Genomic DNA, 16,296 nt, shown 5'->3' with positions numbered 1-16,296 from the left:
GGCATCCGTTAAATCGACGATGTAACGCTTCTGACTCATAATGATCTTCCTGGATTTGAGTCACCTTACCAGAAATAACCCCACCAGGCAAAGTTCCCTTGGCAGACTACTAGTTAGATACTCATTATTAAATGAAAACTGATTGCTCTTCCTTAAGCACTCGCTCAGCCATCCTAGAACCGCAAACGCGCCAACCCCTGATTTAATAACACTTTTCACGATCGCAATGCAGAGATACCCGCAGCATTTTGGCGCCTCTGCGGAGTCGATCGGCAAATTCACACGCTAAATAAGCAAATAGACTTAGGGACACTTTTTTGAGAAGCTGTTAACATATGTAAATATTACAAATTTTAACAGCGTCTTAAGGAAACATGGTTTTTCTCCTCGTCATCGTGATCGGACTGGTCGCCTGGGCACTGCATCTGATGCAGGAAGCCATCCAGCATCGCGAGTTCTCACTGATGCTAGCGGGGTTTTTGGTTTCTTCGGCGGCAGCAGCGCTGATATCGGTTTACTTTCTTATGGGTCACTACGTGGGCTATATGAGTGAAATGGCGTCGCGTAGCTATGTTTACAACTCGACTGAGTGGGCAGCCTTTGATCAATCCTGGGCAGAGATGGTAAATTTGCCTTCCAGCGAACTGATCAGCAACTGATAAGTAACTAACGCTGGCTGAGGGATTGCAGCGATCGCGTTCGTCTCAATTTGGCAGTCAAGATTTTTCGTTAAATACAATTTAATTACTTGCTTTAGTGCTGGCGACGAATTTTTAGAAAATTAAGTTGCTAGCACTGATTCTTGTGTTAAAAATACTTTCGGACAAAAGCGAACCGAATTAAGGATGCTTCTGCAAAATACGCTTTAGAAGAATCAAATAGGACGGCGATCTGTGATATAAACCGCTTTAAGTCGTGTTTGAGAGCAGTTATGCTCCTGGTTTCGCTCGCATTTCTCCTAATTGTCCGTCTCCTAGAAACTTCTTGAACTCCTACTGATTGCTAATGCCTCTTCAGTTGTACCATTTGGTTGCTTTCCTGATTTCTGTCGTTGTTGTCCTGCTGGCTACCCCTGTAGTCAGGCAGATTGGCTTACGGAGCGGCTATGTCGATCGTCCTGGCGATCGAAAAGTGCATCAGCGTCCGATGGTACGACTGGGCGGCGTTTCAATCTTTCTAGGATCGCTGATTGCGCTGCTAGCAATTTGGGGCATGGGCGGCTTTGGAACATTACCTCCAGATAAGGAATATGCGATTTGGGGCGTGACGATCGGCGGACTTGCCTTTTTCCTGATTGGCTTAGCCGATGATTTATTTAATCTCTCTCCCTTGACTCGGCTGCTGATGCAGATGGCTGTTGCGGGGTGTGCCTGGTGGGCAGGGGTTCAGATTGATTTTCTAACGATTCCGTTTGTGGGGCTGACTTCACTACCGTTTTGGCTCAGCTTGCCCGTGACGGTGATCTGGCTGGTGGGCATGGCAAATGCAATCAACTGGATCGATGGTCTAGACGGTCTGGCAGCAGGAGTTTCGGGAATTGCGGCGGTTGTAATGCTGGTGGTCTGCCTGTTTATGAATCAGCCTGCCGCAGCTTTGATTGCCGCAGCCTTGGCAGGTGGAACGCTAGGATTTTTGCGCTACAACTTTAATCCGGCGCAAATTTTTATGGGGGATGGCGGAGCCTATTTTATTGGCTTTACTCTGGCTGGCGTGGGCGTGGTGGGACTGGTTAAGAGTGTGACAACGGTGGCAGTGCTGCTGCCCTATTTAATTTTGGCAGTGCCGATTCTGGATATGTCTGCGGTGATTCTCGATCGCCTGCGTCATGGTAAATCCCCCTTCAAAGCAGACAAGCGGCATCTGCATCACCGTTTGCTGAAGGCTGGCCTTTCCCACCGATCAACAGTGCTGTTTATCTACAGCCTCACGCTCTGGGTCGGCACGCTGGCACTGGCGTTTTCTGGAATTCCCAGCGGCGTGGTTTACGCTCTGGCAGCCACTGCTCTGCTAAGCTACACAGGATGGCAGGTGAGAAAGCACGCGAGACAGTAACTTCTATGACCACCGCTTCTGTCAGCGCCGAAGTCATTTCCGTTGGAACCGAACTCCTGCTAGGGGAAATTCTTAATACCAATGCCCAGTTTCTTGCCCAGGAACTTGCCCGGCTGGGAATTCCCCACTATTACCAGACAACCGTAGGCGACAACGTGCTGCGGCTACAAAAGGCGGTGGCAATTGCTTGCGAACGATCGCGCCTGCTGATTTTTACGGGCGGGCTAGGACCAACTCCCGATGATCTGACGACAGAGACACTGGCAGATTTTTTTGAAGTCCCTTTGATTGAACGATCGGACGTTCTGGAAGACATTGCCCAAAAGTTTGCTCGACGGGGACGGCAAATGTCGCCCAGCAACCGTAAGCAGGTGTTGATCCCACAGGGTGCTGAGGTGCTGCCTAATCCGGTTGGCACAGCTCCAGGTATTATCTGGCAGCCGCGTCCAGGACTGACGATCCTGACCTTTCCCGGTGTGCCCAGTGAAATGCAGGCAATGTGGCAGCAAACCGCCGTGCCGTTTCTTGAGAGCCAGGGCTGGGGACAGGAAATTATTTATAGCCGTACCCTGCGCTTTTGGGGCATTGGAGAGTCGGTGTTAGCCGAAAAAGTAGCCGCCTTTCTGAAGCTGGAAAACCCGACGGTTGCACCCTATGCGGGCAAAGGCGAAGTCAGGCTGCGGGTTTCGGCAAAGGCAGCGAGCGAGGCAGAAGCCCTGAATCTGATTCATCCCGTCGCGCAGCAGCTTCGTGATCTGGCTGGCATAGACTATTACGGGGAAGACGAAGACACGCTAGCGGTGGCAGTCGGGACACTGCTGAAGGCAAAACAGCAAACTTTGGCAGTGGCAGAATCCTGTACAGGCGGTGGATTGGGTCAGCTTCTGACCGCAGTTTCCGGCAGCTCTGCCTACTTCTGGGGCGGTGTGATTTCCTACGATAATCACGTGAAGATCAATCTGCTGGGGGTCAACGCCGACGATCTGACTCAGCAGGGAGCCGTCAGCGATATTGTGGCGCAGCAAATGGCGATCGGCGTTCGAGAGCGGTTGGGAACTACCTGGAGTTTGAGTATTACTGGAGTTGCAGGACCAGATGGGGGTACAGCTACGAAGCCTGTCGGTCTCGTGTATATCGGCTTAGCGGGACCGGGAGCAGGTCAGGTTGAAAGCTTTCGGTATGAGTTTGGCGATCGAGGCCGGGAAATGGTGCGATGGTTGAGTACCTGCAACGCGCTAGATCGGCTGCGGCTGCGGCTGCTGTCCCGGAGCTGAATCAACACGGAATCGGCAATCCCTAAAGTAGACTGGAATCAGTCGTCTATTGAAGTTTGCCTGATTTGTCTACAAAGTATAGGTATAGAGCAAAGTAGCAGGTAATTGTTGCTTCAATCAGGCGGATCGTTACGGCAAAAAGGAACTAAGGCTTGAATCCTGGCAAAGGCGATGATTACTTCCAATTGCAAACTGCTCCGCATCACAGCACGTTTCTTTTGATACTGCTCGCTCGGAGCCGTGAAGGTGCATAAAAAACTGCCTCGGCCGTCTCGTCTGCAAATCAGTTTGCGTGCCAAGCTGCTGATTGGGTTTAGCATTGCCTTCAGCCTGGTCTTTGCTGGCGCATTTTACTGGTTTTACTCGTTTACTACAGAAAAAACCATGTCGCGGCTTCGGGCAGATATGCGATCGACACTGGAGGGCGCAAAAGCAGGCGTTAGCGTCGATGATTTGCTGGGGCTATATCAGCAGGGCGATCGCAACGCGACAGGTTTCTCGGATGATCCACGCTATGAAAAAATTCTGAATTGGTTTCAGGTCGTTCACAGCTTGGAGCCGCGTGTTTGGCTGTACACCTATGTGGTTGGCTATCCTGCTGAAAATCGACGGGTTGGGGTAGCGCAGGCAAAGCCAAACGAACGGGAGATTGTTTATCTGGTCGATTTGTGGGCAGCTTATGATCCGGCAAAAGCGTCAAAGTTTCTAGAGTCCGATCGTGCTGGCGGAGCCGCTTATCAGGTTTTGCGCGAGAAGAATCTGGTTGAGGAAAGCCGAATTTACACCGACAAGTGGGGAAGCTGGCTCTCAGCCGTCACGCCGCTACTGGATCAAGAAGGCAAAATGGTGGCGGTGCTGGGGGTTGATATCGAAGCAAGCTACGTGCTGGAGGTGCAGCAGGCAATTCGCAATCGTGTTTTGGCATCCTTCATCGTCACTTACGGTGTTTTGTTTATCCTGATCTACGCGCTATCTGGAATTTTGACTCAACGCCTGAGTGAACTAACCGACTCCTCGGAGCAAATTGCTGCCGGAAACTACAATCTCAGTCTTCCTTCGAGCAGGGTGGTTTTTTCCGATGAACTGGATGTGCTGGCGCAGGTGTTTGAGGATATGGTTAAAAGCATTCGCCTCCGGGAGCAGCAAATTCGGGAAGGCAAAGAAGTGGAGTACGAAATTCGTCTGGCTTTGCAACAGGAGCGAGAACTGAGTGAGCTAAAGTCTCGCTTTGTCTCGATGGTGTCTCACGAACTGCGAACGCCGCTCACCGTCCTCCGAACTTCGCTTGAACTGCTGGAGCGGTATAGCCATATCGCCAGCGAGGACAAAAAGCAGGAATACTATCAGCGATGTCGATCGGCAATTCACACGATGGCTCAACTGCTGGAAGATGTGCTGACGATCGGCAAAACTGAGGCAGGCAAATTGTCCTTCAACCCCGCCCCGATCAACCTGCACAAGTTTTGTTTGGAACTGGTCGAGGAAATGCGGATGGGCAGTCAGGCTAGCCATTTTCTAGAGTTTTCCTGTCAGGGCAACTGCAAAGAAGTCTGCCTGGATCACGCCCTGCTGCGATCGATTCTCACCAACCTACTGACCAACGCCATCAAATATTCCCCACCCGGAAGCACTGTGATGTTTAGCCTCACCTGCATCGGAGGAACGGGGATTTTTCAGGTGAAGGATAGCGGCATTGGCATTCCTCAAGCCGATCAGTCGCGCCTGTTTGAGCTATTTCATCGCGCCAGCAATGTGAGTACAATTCGAGGCACTGGGCTGGGGCTGGCGATCGTGAAACAGTGCGTTCAGCATCACGGCGGTGACATCGGTTTTTCCAGCCAGGAAGGGATCGGGACGACGTTTACGGTCAAACTGCCGCTTTATAACGCCATCCCAACGGCTGTCGAATAGCCTTTCTCCGAATTGTCCTTTCTACCGAATTGCCCTTCCTAAGTCCAACCGATCGCAGCGGTATTGATGACCGATCGCAGGTCAGGAGCCATTTCAACCGTGTAGTTAAACGGCGAACTGCCGGAAACTATTTGCGTCATGGCTTTACCGTCTGGGCGACGCGGAGCAAACCAGGAGTTTGCACGAATCACCAGATTGCCTGCACTATTTTGGCTAATTGCAGTGATTTCAAGGCTGTTGGTTTTGCCGTCGCTCAGCACCGCAGACAGGTAGGCGGCTTCGGTCATTTCTCCGCTAGCCAGATTGAGACGGGCAATCACAGCCGCTTTTGGTCCTCCTCCCTTGCCATAGCTGCGAAGCCAGGGCTGCACTGCACTACCGCTGACCCGACGAAAATCCTGCTCGGGTGTGCCTTGAGTTCCATCTACGCTAAATACTGCATAAAGGTCAGTGCCGCTCCAGAACAAGCCATAGCCACGCCCGTCTGCTCCGGTCATCTCATAATTGGTTTTCACCCATTGATTTGCAGGATTGCTGCTGTCAAAGCTGGCGACGATGGGATTTTGATTAAGGCTTGTTACCTGTTGAGTACCAATGTAGATCGTCTGGGTGCCAATCTGAATCGAAGTGGCTCCCGTGGCAGCGATCGTAGCTTCGCTATCCGTGGGTAAAAACTTGAGACTACTCGTTTGTATGGAGGAGACTGACGGAGCAATAGGTGGGGAAACAGGCGGAGCAGGCGGAACCGATGGGACAGGTGGGGAAACAGGTGGATCGATCGATGACGAAGGAATGAGCGACGGATTTTGCAGCATGGCGATCGTTAGCCCGTCAGCGCGTACACTTCTCAAAATTGCCAGGTATTTTCCTGTCGCTATGTTTTGGACGATCGCACTCCCCGCCAGTTGCTCTGTGCCTGCAATAACCCGAATTTGCTGCGAAGAAGTCTGCCCAAATTCCAAGCGGTCTTCGCCTAGGGTGAAGTCGGTGATTACACTCGCCTTCGCAAGCTGAACACTGCCCGATTGCAGCCTAAATCGATCACCGTTCGCGCCGCCGGTAAGCTGGTCTGTGCCACCATTTCCGATTAGCACGTCTGCCCCTAAGCCGCCAATCAGTCGATCGTTGCCATTACCACCGATGAGATGGTCATTGCCTGCCTCGCCCGTAAGCTGATTTTTGCCATTGCCGCCCAATAGCCGATCATTACCCACCCCGCCGAATAAGCGATCGTTTCCCTGTTCGCCCGATAGCCAGTCTGAGCCGCCCAATCCCCGAATCTGATCGTCGCCCTCACCCCCCCGGATGCGATCGGCGGTGGTACTGCCCGTTAGTCTGTTGTTCAGGCGATTGCCAGCGATCGATCGTCCTGCCGAGAGCGATGAAAGCAACGGACTAGACTGGGCTTGTTGAGCAAAGAATGAGTGGTTAGCAGATAAGGGCGACTCCGAAGACAGGCTGGTGATGGAATAAGTTAACCGAAGAGGCTGCGAAAATTCTGCTTCGAGCATGATTTGTACCTTTTGCTTGACATCTACAAGTGCGCTGAAGTGCGACTGGCAGAGTCACCCTGTTTTAATGGACAGTAGGTAGATGAAGTAATTGGTTGACCTTTGCACCTACTCTGATTTCACCTGATCTCACTTTTGTTGTAGTTGCAGGCAGATCGAATTCACCTCAGAAAGTTCTCTGAGGGCTATCTAAAGATTTCATGAAGTAAGTTTAAGCAGATGCCAGTTGAGTCCGCAGCGATTCGAGGTTTTCCAGCCCCCTAAATCTCCCAACTCTAGGGGACTTGGAAGCCAGCAGCGATCGGCTTTTTGTCAGAAGTGCCCCCCAACCTTAGGGAACAATGGAGAACTGCTGCAACTCCTCAAGCCCTCTCGTTAAACCGCCGCAGGTTTATGTTCCTTCTCGATCGTTCGTCGTTTGCCCTTCGATCGGGACCAGTAAACAACCGTGGATTCGCCAGGTGCTATCGGGTTGCTGCTGCATAAGATACAGTGCCATAACCAGCTCGCCCTGATCGCTCATCAGCATAACTTTTTGGGCAGGCATGCCTTCGATCGTCGTGATGTCTTCAAAGATCACCGATCGTGGACGATACACTGGGGCATGACCAAGCCGAACCATCTGCATAAAGTCTTCGGGCGTCCCGCACTGTGCCTGAATTGCAGGACTGGCAAAGGCAAACGCCCCTGCCGCATCATCTTGCTGGAAGGCTTGAAGCTGGCGCTCAATAATGGAACGAATCGTATCGCGATCGGTTTGATTCACTCGGTTTAGCTGATGAGACAGAAGTCGATACAGGAAGACAGAAATATGGACAGTTGGAGTTAATGCTACTCAAACCAGTTGAGATTATCCCACGGCTGAACCGGGTCGGGCTTTTTAAGCTGGGTAGGCGGACGATCGCTGCTCCATGCCCACCAGGCAGCCCCACACTGACACTGGTAAAATTCCTGCCACTTGCGGTGATGGTCTTCGGTAAAAACAGGCGCTCGACGATTGATCCAGACTTTTTGAGCGTCTAGAACCAGCGATCGGCAGGAGGGACAGCAAAATTCGGTTGCGTGAATGGCAGAGCGAGTCCAGCCAGGCGGAGTCAGAGCGAAAGCGTCCATGCCATCAAGCCATTGATAGTGAGATGTCCTTATCCTACTACTTTCTTTAGGCTAGGGATTTGGGGAGATAGGAAGATGAGGAGATAGGGGGATGGAGGGATAGCGTGGGAAGTTAAGCGGGGAAACTGAATTCCAGTAAATTGTGAACAATGGAAACAATTTGCGGCAGAAACAGCCCAGACTGAATTTATTGAAGTTTTAAGGGGTAGGTTAAAAGCGGAGATTTTGGGACTAAATTTAGTTCTGATGCCGAACGCCCTATCCTCAACCCAGCCAGCGCGCTATGAGCTACCTTAATATCCTTTCCTTTATCGGAATTTTTGCCCTTTGTGGAATTGCCTGGATCTGTTCTGAAAATCGCAGCCCTAAGTATTTTCCCTGGCGTGTGGTAATGATGGGTATCCTGTTGCAGCTTGTTTTGGGCGCACTGGTATTTGCGTTGCCAGGAACCCGCGACATTTTGAATGGATTTAGTCAAATTCTTGACAGTTTATTTATTGCGGCAGACTTTGGTGCCAGGTTTATTTTTGGGCGCAACATTGTTCCGCTGCCCAATCAGCCTTCGGATGTGAATCTGGGCTATATTTTCGCCTTTCGTGCCCTGCCTACCGTCGTCTTTTTCTCTGGACTGATGGCACTGCTATATCGCTTGGGCGTGATTCAGGTCATTACCAATCTGTTCGCCAAAATTTTCTACCGGGTAATGCGGCTGAGCGGGGCAGAGGCTCTAAGCGGTGCGGCAAATATTTTTGTGGGCATTGAGGCGGCGATCGTGGTGCGTCCTTTTATTCCCAAAATGACCCGCAGCGAACTGTGCGCGATTCTTGCCTGCTGCTTTGGCACGGCAGCATCTTCAACGCTGGCAATTTACGTCAGCTTTTTGCGACCCGTGTTTCCAAATATTCTGGGGCACCTGGTGTCGGCTTCGATCATGGCAATTCCAGCTTGTTTTGTGCTGTCCAAGATTCTGGTTCCCGAAACCGAGATTCCGCTTACTGCCGATGGCGTTCCCGACGAACGGGCGATGGCAACCCTTCAGGCAAGCGGCACGAATCAATCGGAAACGGTAGCAGGGGAGCCGATCGAACGAACTAGCCCGATGGATGCGGCGATCGTCGGAGCGTTAGACGGCGTGAAAATGGCAGTGGCGATCGCGGCCGTGCTGATTGTGATTTTGGGACTGGTGTCGCTGATTAACCAGTTCTTTGGCTGGCTGGGCAATTTGCCTGCCCCGATCGGCGGAGTATTTCAAGTGATCACGCTGCAAAATCTTTTGGGCGCACTCTTCCTGCCGCTCACTGTGCTAACGGGCGTTTCGCTGGAGTGGAACGAGCTGTGGCAATCTTCTGTCATTATTGGACGGCGACTATTTGAAACGGCAATTCCGCCCTATCAGGCACTTGCGGCGGCGGTACAGACAGGAGAGCTCGATAATCGTGCCTTGCTGATTGTCAGCTATGCGCTGTCAGGGTTTGCTCACATTCCCTCGGTCGGGATTTTTGTTGGTGGTACAACTGCGCTTGCTCCTTCTCGCCGCAAAGATATTGCTGATCTGGGCTGGAAAGCTCTGCTGGTTGGAACTTTGGCAACGCTCATGATTGCCTGTGTTGCAGGGGTGTTTGACACCGGAAGCACCAGCATTTTAGGAACCCCTACCCCTCCGGCTGAGACTGTCCCCAGTCCGACTGCTTCCCCCAGTCTGGCTCCTTCGCCCAGTCCTTAACCTGGAAAGGTGATTTGAGGCGGCACAATAGTAAGGTAGGCTAGGAGGCTGTCTCCTAATCTTTTAACGCAATCAGACGCAGTGATTTGAAAAACCGCTATGACCGAATCACCGACCTCTCCTCCCGAAGCTTCATCCTCAAATGCCCCTCTAGAGACTGACAGCGCAGCCAATCGCAGTGCGAAAGCTCGCCAACTTCTGGGTATGAAAGGCGCGCAGCCCGGAGAAACCTCGATTTGGAAAATCCGGCTCCAGCTCATGAAGCCGATTACCTGGATTCCCCTAATCTGGGGCGTGGTCTGTGGGGCAGCCTCTTCGGGACATTACACCTGGACGCTGGAAAACTTTTTGATTTCAGCCGCCGCAATGCTGCTCTCTGGTCCATTGCTGACTGGATATACGCAGTCCTTGAATGATTTTTACGATCGCGAAATTGATGCTATCAACGAACCCTATCGCCCGATTCCTTCTGGTGCAATCTCGATTCCCCAGGTGGTGACGCAAATTCTGGTGCTGCTGCTGGGCGGGATTGGCATTGCCTATTTGCTCGATCGCTGGGCGGGTCACAGCTTCCCCACAATTACGGCTCTGGCGATCGGCGGGTCGTTTCTGGCATATATCTACTCTGCGCCGCCCCTGAAACTGAAGCAAAATGGCTGGCTGGGCAACTATGCGCTGGGCGCAAGCTATATCGCGTTGCCCTGGTGGACGGGTCATGCTTTGTTTGGCGACCTGAACTGGACGATTGTGCTGCTGACGCTGTTCTACAGCCTGTCTGGTCTGGGCATTGCGATCGTAAATGACTTTAAGAGTGTAGAGGGCGATCGTCAGTTGGGCTTGAAGTCGCTGCCCGTGATGTTTGGCATTACAACCGCTGCCTGGATTTGCGTCCTGATGATTGACGTGTTTCAGTCCGGCGTTGCTGCCTATTTAATGTCGATTCAGCAAAACTTTTATGCAGTGCTGCTAATTTTGCTGATCATTCCGCAAATCACTTTTCAGGATATGTATTTCCTGCGAGATCCGCTTAAAAATGACGTGAAATATCAAGCAAGCGCGCAGCCGTTTCTGGTACTGGGAATGCTGGTCACTGCCCTGGCATTGGGTTACGCCGGAGTATAGCAAAAACATCCGCAGGTCAGCTTGCTCGGTTGCGCTTTGTCCTGAAACAGATTAAGTTTGGATGAAGTGAAATGAAGGCGATTTGTCTTGTGGGATGCGCCCTAATTCTCCTGTCAGACAGATTTTCAGGTTTTCTGTCAGACTCCTATCGGTGTTGCTGAGCCTTGATGCAGTCGGGCAGAGGTTGGCTATGCTGATGTCTCGCTGCGAAATAGCAAGTCAAGTGCATATCGATGCGGCGATCTGCAACGTTCAGAGTTTGCATCTTATCGTTTGCGGCTTGCACTGGGTTGTGAGGAACTGAGGAATCAACGTGACAGACTTTTTTACCAAGCTTAAAGCACTGTCGAATCGACAGCCTAAATCAGGGGGGTCTCCGGTGAACCAGCGGCGGCTCGTTTCGTTTGCATCGCTGAAAACCCTAGTGGAGCGGGCGAAGGGTGCGGAACCCTCCGATCGCCTGCCCAATGAGAACAACGAAAACGCTCCTCACCCAGGACGACGATCGCCGCGCCGCCGTCCGCTCTATCAGCAGTGGTGGGCTTGGAGTGTTGTAGGGCTGGGCTTAGGGCTGGCAGGCACAGGGCTAGCTGCACGAGAGACGATCGTAGGCATTCGGCGACATATGCCCAATACTGCCGAGGCATTGAATTATGTCAGAAACGGGACGCTGACCATCGAAGCCGCAGACGGCTCAGTCTTGCAGCAAATCGGACCCGCAACCCGCGACAAAGTTACCCTGAGCGAAATACCAGATCGTCTGAAGCAGGCATTTATCGCTTCTGAAGACCGAGATTTCTACCAGCATGACGGTTTAGATTATCAGGCGATCGCCCGTGCTGCCATTGCAAATGCCACTGCAGGAGAAGTCGTTGAGGGCGGCAGTACGATTACGCAGCAGCTTGCTCGGATTGTATTCCTGGGGCAGGAGCGCAGTATCGGACGAAAGCTCCGCGAGGCAATGCTGGCTCACAAAATGGAAGACGAACTCCAGAAAGACCAGATTTTAGAACGCTATCTGAATCTGGTGTATCTGGGGTCAGGGGCGTATGGTGTGGCAGATGCCGCCTGGATTTACTTCAGCAAGCCTATTGAAAAGCTGACCCTAGGCGAAATGGCAATGATCGCAGGTATGCCCCCAGCTCCCAGCGTCTATTCCCCTCTGGTGAATCCAGACATTGCCCAGCAGCGACGGGATATTGTGCTTCAGCGCATGGTGGATGCCGAGTTTATCACGCTGGCTGAGAAGAATCAGGCAATGGCAGCTCCGATCGCGGTCAAGCCCAGTAGCCCGAAGTATATCAACAGTGCAGCTCCCTATTTCACTTCCTACATTCAACAGCAGTTGCCCAATTTGGTTTCCAAAGAGGAGCTAGAAGCAGGCGGGCTGACGGTGGAAAGCACGCTGAATCTGAAGTGGCAGAAAGAGGCACAGGCAACGGTCAATCGGGCGATCGAAAACTACGGTCCGCCAGAAGGTTTTGAGCAGGCAGCCCTTGTCTCGGTCGACCCGCGCAACGGTCAAATCAAGGCAATGGTGGGCGGCAATGACTTTAGCAAGAGTCAGTTTAACCGCGCTACTCAGGCACAGCGGCAGCCAGGTTCGACCTTTAAGACCTTTGTGTATTCCACGGCGATCGCCGCAGGATTTTCACCCTATAAGTCCTACATGGACGGGAAGTACGTCGTCGATGGCTATGAGCCGCGCAACTACAACAAGCGATATCGCGGCTGGGTCTCGATGCGAGATGCGCTGATTTCTTCCCTCAACATTGTTGCTGTTAAAGTTCTGGTGGATGTTGGGTTTGATCCCGTGGTTGCAATGGCGGCGAAGATGGGCATTCAGTCGAAACTGCTACCTGCCTATTCGCTGGCGTTGGGCAGCTCAGAAGTGAACCTGCTGGAGATCACGAGTGCCTACGGAACGCTGGCAAACAAGGGTAACCACATTGAAGCGCACGGCATTACCCGCGTGTTTAATCGATTTGGCAAGCTGATTTACGAAGCGAAGTTCAAGCCAGAACGAGCGATCGATCAAGACAGCGCATCGATTATGACCTGGATGCTCGAAGGGGTTGTCAACAGCGGCACAGGCGGAGATGCAACTCTGGGAGATCGAGCCGTCGCCGGAAAGACCGGAACCTCAGAAAAACGGCGTGACCTCTGGTTTATCGGCTACATTCCCCAGCTTGTGACCGGAGTGTGGATGGGCAACGACGACAGTAGCCCCACCTATGGAGCTAGCAGCACGGCTGCGCTCACCTGGTATAACTTCATGTCAACGCTGACCGAGGAGATCAAGCCAGAAGATTTCCCGGAAGTCCCACAGCTGGATGGACGAGACGGCACGATAAAAGCGAAACCTGTGAACCCGCGCCGAGTGGTTGCCAGAGAAGCAGCAAGCGGTGAGGGTGATTACAGCGAAGAGTCGAGTGGCGAAAGCTCCTGGAGTAACTCTGGCGGAAGCTCCTGGCAAGGTGAATCCTATAGCGAACCCAGCTATTCTGAACCTGACTACAGTGAGCCTGACTACAGTGAACCTGAGCCTGAACCTGCCGCTCCTGTCGAGTCTGACCCTGTTGAATCGACTGCGCCTGCACCTGCTCCAATTGATACGGTTCCGCCTCCTGAGCCTGAACCTGCTCCGGCTCCGATCGAAGTTCCCCCCCCAGTCGTTGTTCCTACAGAACCTGCTCCGCCTGCGCCTGCGCCTGACGCTAGCCTCTAAAGAAATAGGACGTGGGACAGAGGCTCACTTTTCTATTTCGAGATCAAATCCTGAGCAGGGGTGAGGAATCTAACCTGTCTTGGCTCTATAGTGAGGACTAGTGTTTCAAAAATTGAGGAAGGAAAAATGATTGTGCTACTTCAAGCCGCAGCAGAAGCATTAGAAAAAGAACCTCATTTTCCGTTTGCGTTTACAGCTGTTTATATTGTTGGCTTTATTGCTGCGGTTACGATCGGCTCGATCGCCTGGTATAACTCGAAGCGTCCGCCGGGTTGGGAAGATAAGCAGCGTCCTGATGTGGTTCCTGAAGTGGATGCCAGCGACCCAAAGGTATAATTTTTAACCCAGCTTTTTTAAGCAAATTTGTAAGCAAAGAGGGCAGGAGATTTCTGCCCTTGTTTTCTATCTATCCTTATTTTTTATTAAAAGGACATCTATTAGCCTTTTGCATTCATCAGCCTGCCAATCGAAGGCGTGATCGAAGCGAAGGTCTGCCGATTCCTGCACCGACAAGAGGAATATTATCAAGCGCAAAAAAAGGGCGAACACAGCGTTCACCCACAAGACCACTTTGAAGAATTGAATTGATTGCTAAGAATTTTTTAAGCCAGGTGTGCTTTTAGAACTGACTTGGGAGCGCGGCGAACCCGGCAGCGAATCGTTTCGTATCCAAGCTTAGTGCAGGCTTCGTAGCGGTGGCAGCCAGAGAATCCGTAATACTGGCCTTCGACTTCCAAGACATCGATCGGCTCCTGTAAGCCAATTTCGGCGATCGACTCCATCAGCGCTCTGACTTTTTCCTGATCGTTTTGACGGAAGAGGGGACGACGAATTTCATGGAGGGGAATGTCTTGGATTCGCATGAAGTCAACCTGACAATGCAACTGCTTTCTCTTATATCATACTCATAACGACTACGATTTGGAGCCAGGATTAAAACTTGAATTAAAAAATCGGCTTGGTACAGAGGCACAGCCGATAGGATGCAGGCTAAGGGGAGGAATTTGGGCAGAATTAGGGCAGAAAACGATCGAGCGCAGCTTTTAGCTCCTCGATTTCAGTCTCGATGTTACCTGCCCGTGCTGCACGGGAAATACATTCGGTCAAGTGTTCGTCGAGGATCATGCGAGAAACGCGATCGAGCGCACCTCGAACTGCGGCAATTTGTACCAGCACATCTGGACAGGAGCGGCTTTCCTGAACCATCATTTTGATGCCACGAATGTGTCCCTCGATTCGCGATAGGCGGTTCACAATGCGCCGCAGCGACTCCTCACTATGAACGTGCGGGTGAGCTTCCCCAGGATGGATATGCTCTGACGGCAATTCCGGCACAAGATCCGGTTCTGAATCGTTCTGAACAGGACGGGGCTGATGAAGTTCGGAGGCTGCCATATGAGAGTTTTACTGTGTAGGAGGAGCAGGAAAGGCGAAAGCAGGTCTAGCCAGAGCGCAATACTTGCAGCCTATTGATTCTTCTTGATTCTAGCCCAGTCCCTACTGGTCGATCGTTTTGGGTCGGGAGGAAAGCGGAGGCGGGGCGGCGGGGGCAGGCTCAACCACAGGTGCAGGAGCGATCGGAAGCGGTTCTGCCACCACAGGCGCAGGAGCAACAGGGGCAGGCTGAGACGGTTGAGTGATTTGACTGGTGACCGGTGGGGCTGGCTTATTGGCAGGGGAAACGTCGCTGGGTCGATTAGATTCAGCAGGGACGGCTTCGGTAGAATTGCTGGGGGTCACGTTTTCTGGAGCAGCGATCGCAGGTGCAGGCTGGGCAGGAGCAGCAGGCAGAGGGGCATAACCCTCAGAAAATGGCTCGAGTGGCGGCGTGTATTGTAGCGCAGGCTCAGCCGGATAAGTTGGCGAATTGTCAGTTGCCTCTGGCATTGTTGCCGAGGGTGTTTCGTAAATGGGCCAGTTACCCTGTGCCGGAAAGGACTGTTCTCTGGTAAAAAAACTTGTGCCCAGGTTAAACGGAGTTTTGCCTTGCGAAGGGGGCTGAACTCGCAGCGCGAATCCCATGCCTGCCCCCGTTGCCCCTGCAATCAATGCGGTCAGCAAAAAGGCGTTGGGCAATCTTGCAGGGATCCACTTCGCGGCGCGAGGCTTGGGCTGAACGAGAATCCGAACTGACGGAGAGCTTTGTTTTTGAGGCGATTGTCCGTTGAACGCCTGCGGTAGCTGTTCTGTTGCGGCGACAGGATGGGGTGCAGGTTCAGCGATCGGGGCTGGGGACGTTACCTCAGCCGGAGTTGTGCCGCTCGTCGACTCATCCGCAGATGAAACCGGAGGAATCGCAGCTTGAACTGGCTCTGGCTTGAATGCGGCGGGGGCTTCTGATAGCGGCTCTAAACTTTGAGGCTCTAAACTTTGAGTTGCCGTTTGGGGCAATGTCGCTTCGGGTGGAGTTGGCTCTGGAAGATAAACAAACCACTCTCCCAGCTTTTGCGGCGGCTGATTCGGCAGAAAGCTCAGCACTACAAACGGCAAATTCTGCCCGTCTACCTGCTCCTGAAAGAGATCGATTGCTCGCAGTCGATGGTTGAAGGGATGCTTCGCAAGATGCCGTGCCCCTGACATAAACTGCTGTACAATCTGCTGCCACACCTGAGGATGGTTGGATTGCTTCGCAGTTGGGTTGAGCGTCTGCAATACGACCGTCTGCTCCAGGTAAACATGGTACGCCTGATAAGTCATGCCCAGATCAGCCTTGTGCAGCACTGCCTGAATCACATACTTGCCGCTTTGCAGGATGGCTCCATCCGTTAGGATCATAAGCTCGTCCGGAGAAGATAAAAGGTCAGCGTCACGGTTTACCGTCTGTTTACCGTCTTAAGTTCCTCAGTCTACTCCCTCACTGCT

Annotated in this window: 14 protein-coding genes; 8 read left to right on the top strand and 6 right to left on the bottom strand. The window is 52.3% G+C overall.

All coding sequences use genetic code 11. The features are described from left to right. The first annotated feature begins 374 nt into the window (after positions 1 to 374). The 4 genes from NDI45_RS09520 (at position 375) to NDI45_RS09505 (ending at position 5,237) form a co-directional block, all read left to right on the top strand. Positions 375 to 659 (top strand): hypothetical protein, encoded by a 285-nt coding sequence (locus NDI45_RS09520; protein ID WP_348247148.1) that lies wholly within the window; start codon positions 375 to 377, stop codon positions 657 to 659. 346 nt (positions 660 to 1,005) lie between these two features. Beyond that, positions 1,006 to 2,052 (top strand): MraY family glycosyltransferase, encoded by a 1,047-nt coding sequence (locus NDI45_RS09515; protein ID WP_348247147.1) that lies wholly within the window; start codon positions 1,006 to 1,008, stop codon positions 2,050 to 2,052. 5 nt (positions 2,053 to 2,057) lie between these two features. After that, positions 2,058 to 3,326, top strand: coding sequence for a competence/damage-inducible protein A (locus tag NDI45_RS09510; RefSeq protein WP_348247146.1), 1,269 nt, complete (start codon positions 2,058 to 2,060; stop codon positions 3,324 to 3,326). A gap of 246 nt (positions 3,327 to 3,572) precedes the next feature. Further along, complete coding sequence (locus NDI45_RS09505; RefSeq protein WP_190790084.1) at positions 3,573 to 5,237, top strand: ATP-binding protein; 1,665 nt, start codon at positions 3,573 to 3,575, stop codon at positions 5,235 to 5,237. A gap of 38 nt (positions 5,238 to 5,275) precedes the next feature. Here NDI45_RS09505 and NDI45_RS09500 read toward each other — a convergent pair whose 3' ends face one another. The 3 genes from NDI45_RS09500 to NDI45_RS09490 form a co-directional block, all read right to left on the bottom strand. Further along, positions 5,276 to 6,748, bottom strand: coding sequence for a calcium-binding protein (locus NDI45_RS09500; RefSeq protein ID WP_348247145.1), 1,473 nt, complete (start codon positions 6,746 to 6,748; stop codon positions 5,276 to 5,278). Positions 6,749 to 7,139: 391 nt separating this feature from the next. Next, positions 7,140 to 7,514: a DUF4864 domain-containing protein gene (locus NDI45_RS09495; protein ID WP_190790082.1), complete on the bottom strand. Its 375-nt coding sequence runs from the start codon at positions 7,512 to 7,514 to the stop codon at positions 7,140 to 7,142. Positions 7,515 to 7,579: 65 nt separating this feature from the next. After that, a complete protein-coding gene (locus tag NDI45_RS09490; protein WP_190790081.1) occupies positions 7,580 to 7,861 on the bottom strand; it encodes a hypothetical protein in 282 nt (93 codons plus the stop codon). Positions 7,862 to 8,144: 283 nt separating this feature from the next. Between NDI45_RS09490 and NDI45_RS09485 the strand changes: the two genes are divergently transcribed. The 4 genes from NDI45_RS09485 to NDI45_RS09470 all read left to right on the top strand — a co-directional run bounded on the left by NDI45_RS09485 (position 8,145) and on the right by NDI45_RS09470 (position 13,770). Then, positions 8,145 to 9,584 carry a nucleoside transporter C-terminal domain-containing protein gene (locus tag NDI45_RS09485; protein ID WP_348247144.1) on the top strand — a complete coding sequence of 480 codons (1,440 nt, stop codon included), beginning with the start codon at positions 8,145 to 8,147 and terminating at the stop codon, positions 9,582 to 9,584. 99 nt (positions 9,585 to 9,683) lie between these two features. Then, the gene (gene chlG / locus NDI45_RS09480; RefSeq protein ID WP_190792781.1) at positions 9,684 to 10,706 is read left to right on the top strand and encodes a chlorophyll synthase ChlG; all 1,023 of its coding nucleotides are present in this window, start codon (positions 9,684 to 9,686) and stop codon (positions 10,704 to 10,706) included. Between the two features lie 313 nt (positions 10,707 to 11,019). Then, the gene (locus NDI45_RS09475; RefSeq protein ID WP_348247143.1) at positions 11,020 to 13,434 is read left to right on the top strand and encodes a PBP1A family penicillin-binding protein; all 2,415 of its coding nucleotides are present in this window, start codon (positions 11,020 to 11,022) and stop codon (positions 13,432 to 13,434) included. A gap of 126 nt (positions 13,435 to 13,560) precedes the next feature. Beyond that, the gene (locus NDI45_RS09470; protein WP_190792782.1) at positions 13,561 to 13,770 is read left to right on the top strand and encodes a hypothetical protein; all 210 of its coding nucleotides are present in this window, start codon (positions 13,561 to 13,563) and stop codon (positions 13,768 to 13,770) included. Positions 13,771 to 14,036: 266 nt separating this feature from the next. Here NDI45_RS09470 and NDI45_RS09465 read toward each other — a convergent pair whose 3' ends face one another. The 3 genes from NDI45_RS09465 to NDI45_RS09455 form a co-directional block, all read right to left on the bottom strand. Continuing rightward, a complete protein-coding gene (locus NDI45_RS09465; protein WP_190792319.1) occupies positions 14,037 to 14,297 on the bottom strand; it encodes a sulfiredoxin in 261 nt (86 codons plus the stop codon). Positions 14,298 to 14,448: 151 nt separating this feature from the next. Then, positions 14,449 to 14,829: a metal-sensitive transcriptional regulator gene (locus NDI45_RS09460; RefSeq protein WP_190792320.1), complete on the bottom strand. Its 381-nt coding sequence runs from the start codon at positions 14,827 to 14,829 to the stop codon at positions 14,449 to 14,451. A gap of 102 nt (positions 14,830 to 14,931) precedes the next feature. Beyond that, entirely contained in the window at positions 14,932 to 16,209 is a 1,278-nt protein-coding gene (locus NDI45_RS09455) for a hypothetical protein (protein WP_190792321.1), read from the bottom strand. Between the last annotated feature and the right edge of the window lie 87 nt (positions 16,210 to 16,296).

This window comes from Leptolyngbya sp. GB1-A1 (assembly GCF_039962475.1).
In the GTDB taxonomy this organism is placed as follows: domain Bacteria; phylum Cyanobacteriota; class Cyanobacteriia; order Elainellales; family Elainellaceae; genus Leptolyngbya_A.
The sequence above is the reverse complement of the archived record's forward strand: the minus strand, read 5'-3'. Positions and strand labels throughout refer to the sequence as shown.

Bases quoted from the DNA above. Each gene is read 5' to 3' on its own strand.
- NDI45_RS09470 (WP_190792782.1), top strand. From the start codon at position 13,561: ATGATTGTGCTACTTCAAGCCGCAGCAGAAGCATTAGAAAAAGAACCT.
- NDI45_RS09460 (WP_190792320.1), bottom strand. From the start codon at position 14,829: ATGGCAGCCTCCGAACTTCATCAGCCCCGTCCTGTTCAGAACGATTCA.
- NDI45_RS09490 (WP_190790081.1), bottom strand. From the start codon at position 7,861: ATGGACGCTTTCGCTCTGACTCCGCCTGGCTGGACTCGCTCTGCCATT.
- NDI45_RS09485 (WP_348247144.1), top strand. From the start codon at position 8,145: ATGAGCTACCTTAATATCCTTTCCTTTATCGGAATTTTTGCCCTTTGT.
- chlG (WP_190792781.1), top strand. From the start codon at position 9,684: ATGACCGAATCACCGACCTCTCCTCCCGAAGCTTCATCCTCAAATGCC.
- NDI45_RS09520 (WP_348247148.1), top strand. From the start codon at position 375: ATGGTTTTTCTCCTCGTCATCGTGATCGGACTGGTCGCCTGGGCACTG.
- NDI45_RS09455 (WP_190792321.1), bottom strand. From the start codon at position 16,209: ATGATCCTAACGGATGGAGCCATCCTGCAAAGCGGCAAGTATGTGATT.
- NDI45_RS09500 (WP_348247145.1), bottom strand. From the start codon at position 6,748: ATGCTCGAAGCAGAATTTTCGCAGCCTCTTCGGTTAACTTATTCCATC.
- NDI45_RS09515 (WP_348247147.1), top strand. From the start codon at position 1,006: ATGCCTCTTCAGTTGTACCATTTGGTTGCTTTCCTGATTTCTGTCGTT.
- NDI45_RS09465 (WP_190792319.1), bottom strand. From the start codon at position 14,297: ATGCGAATCCAAGACATTCCCCTCCATGAAATTCGTCGTCCCCTCTTC.
- NDI45_RS09510 (WP_348247146.1), top strand. From the start codon at position 2,058: ATGACCACCGCTTCTGTCAGCGCCGAAGTCATTTCCGTTGGAACCGAA.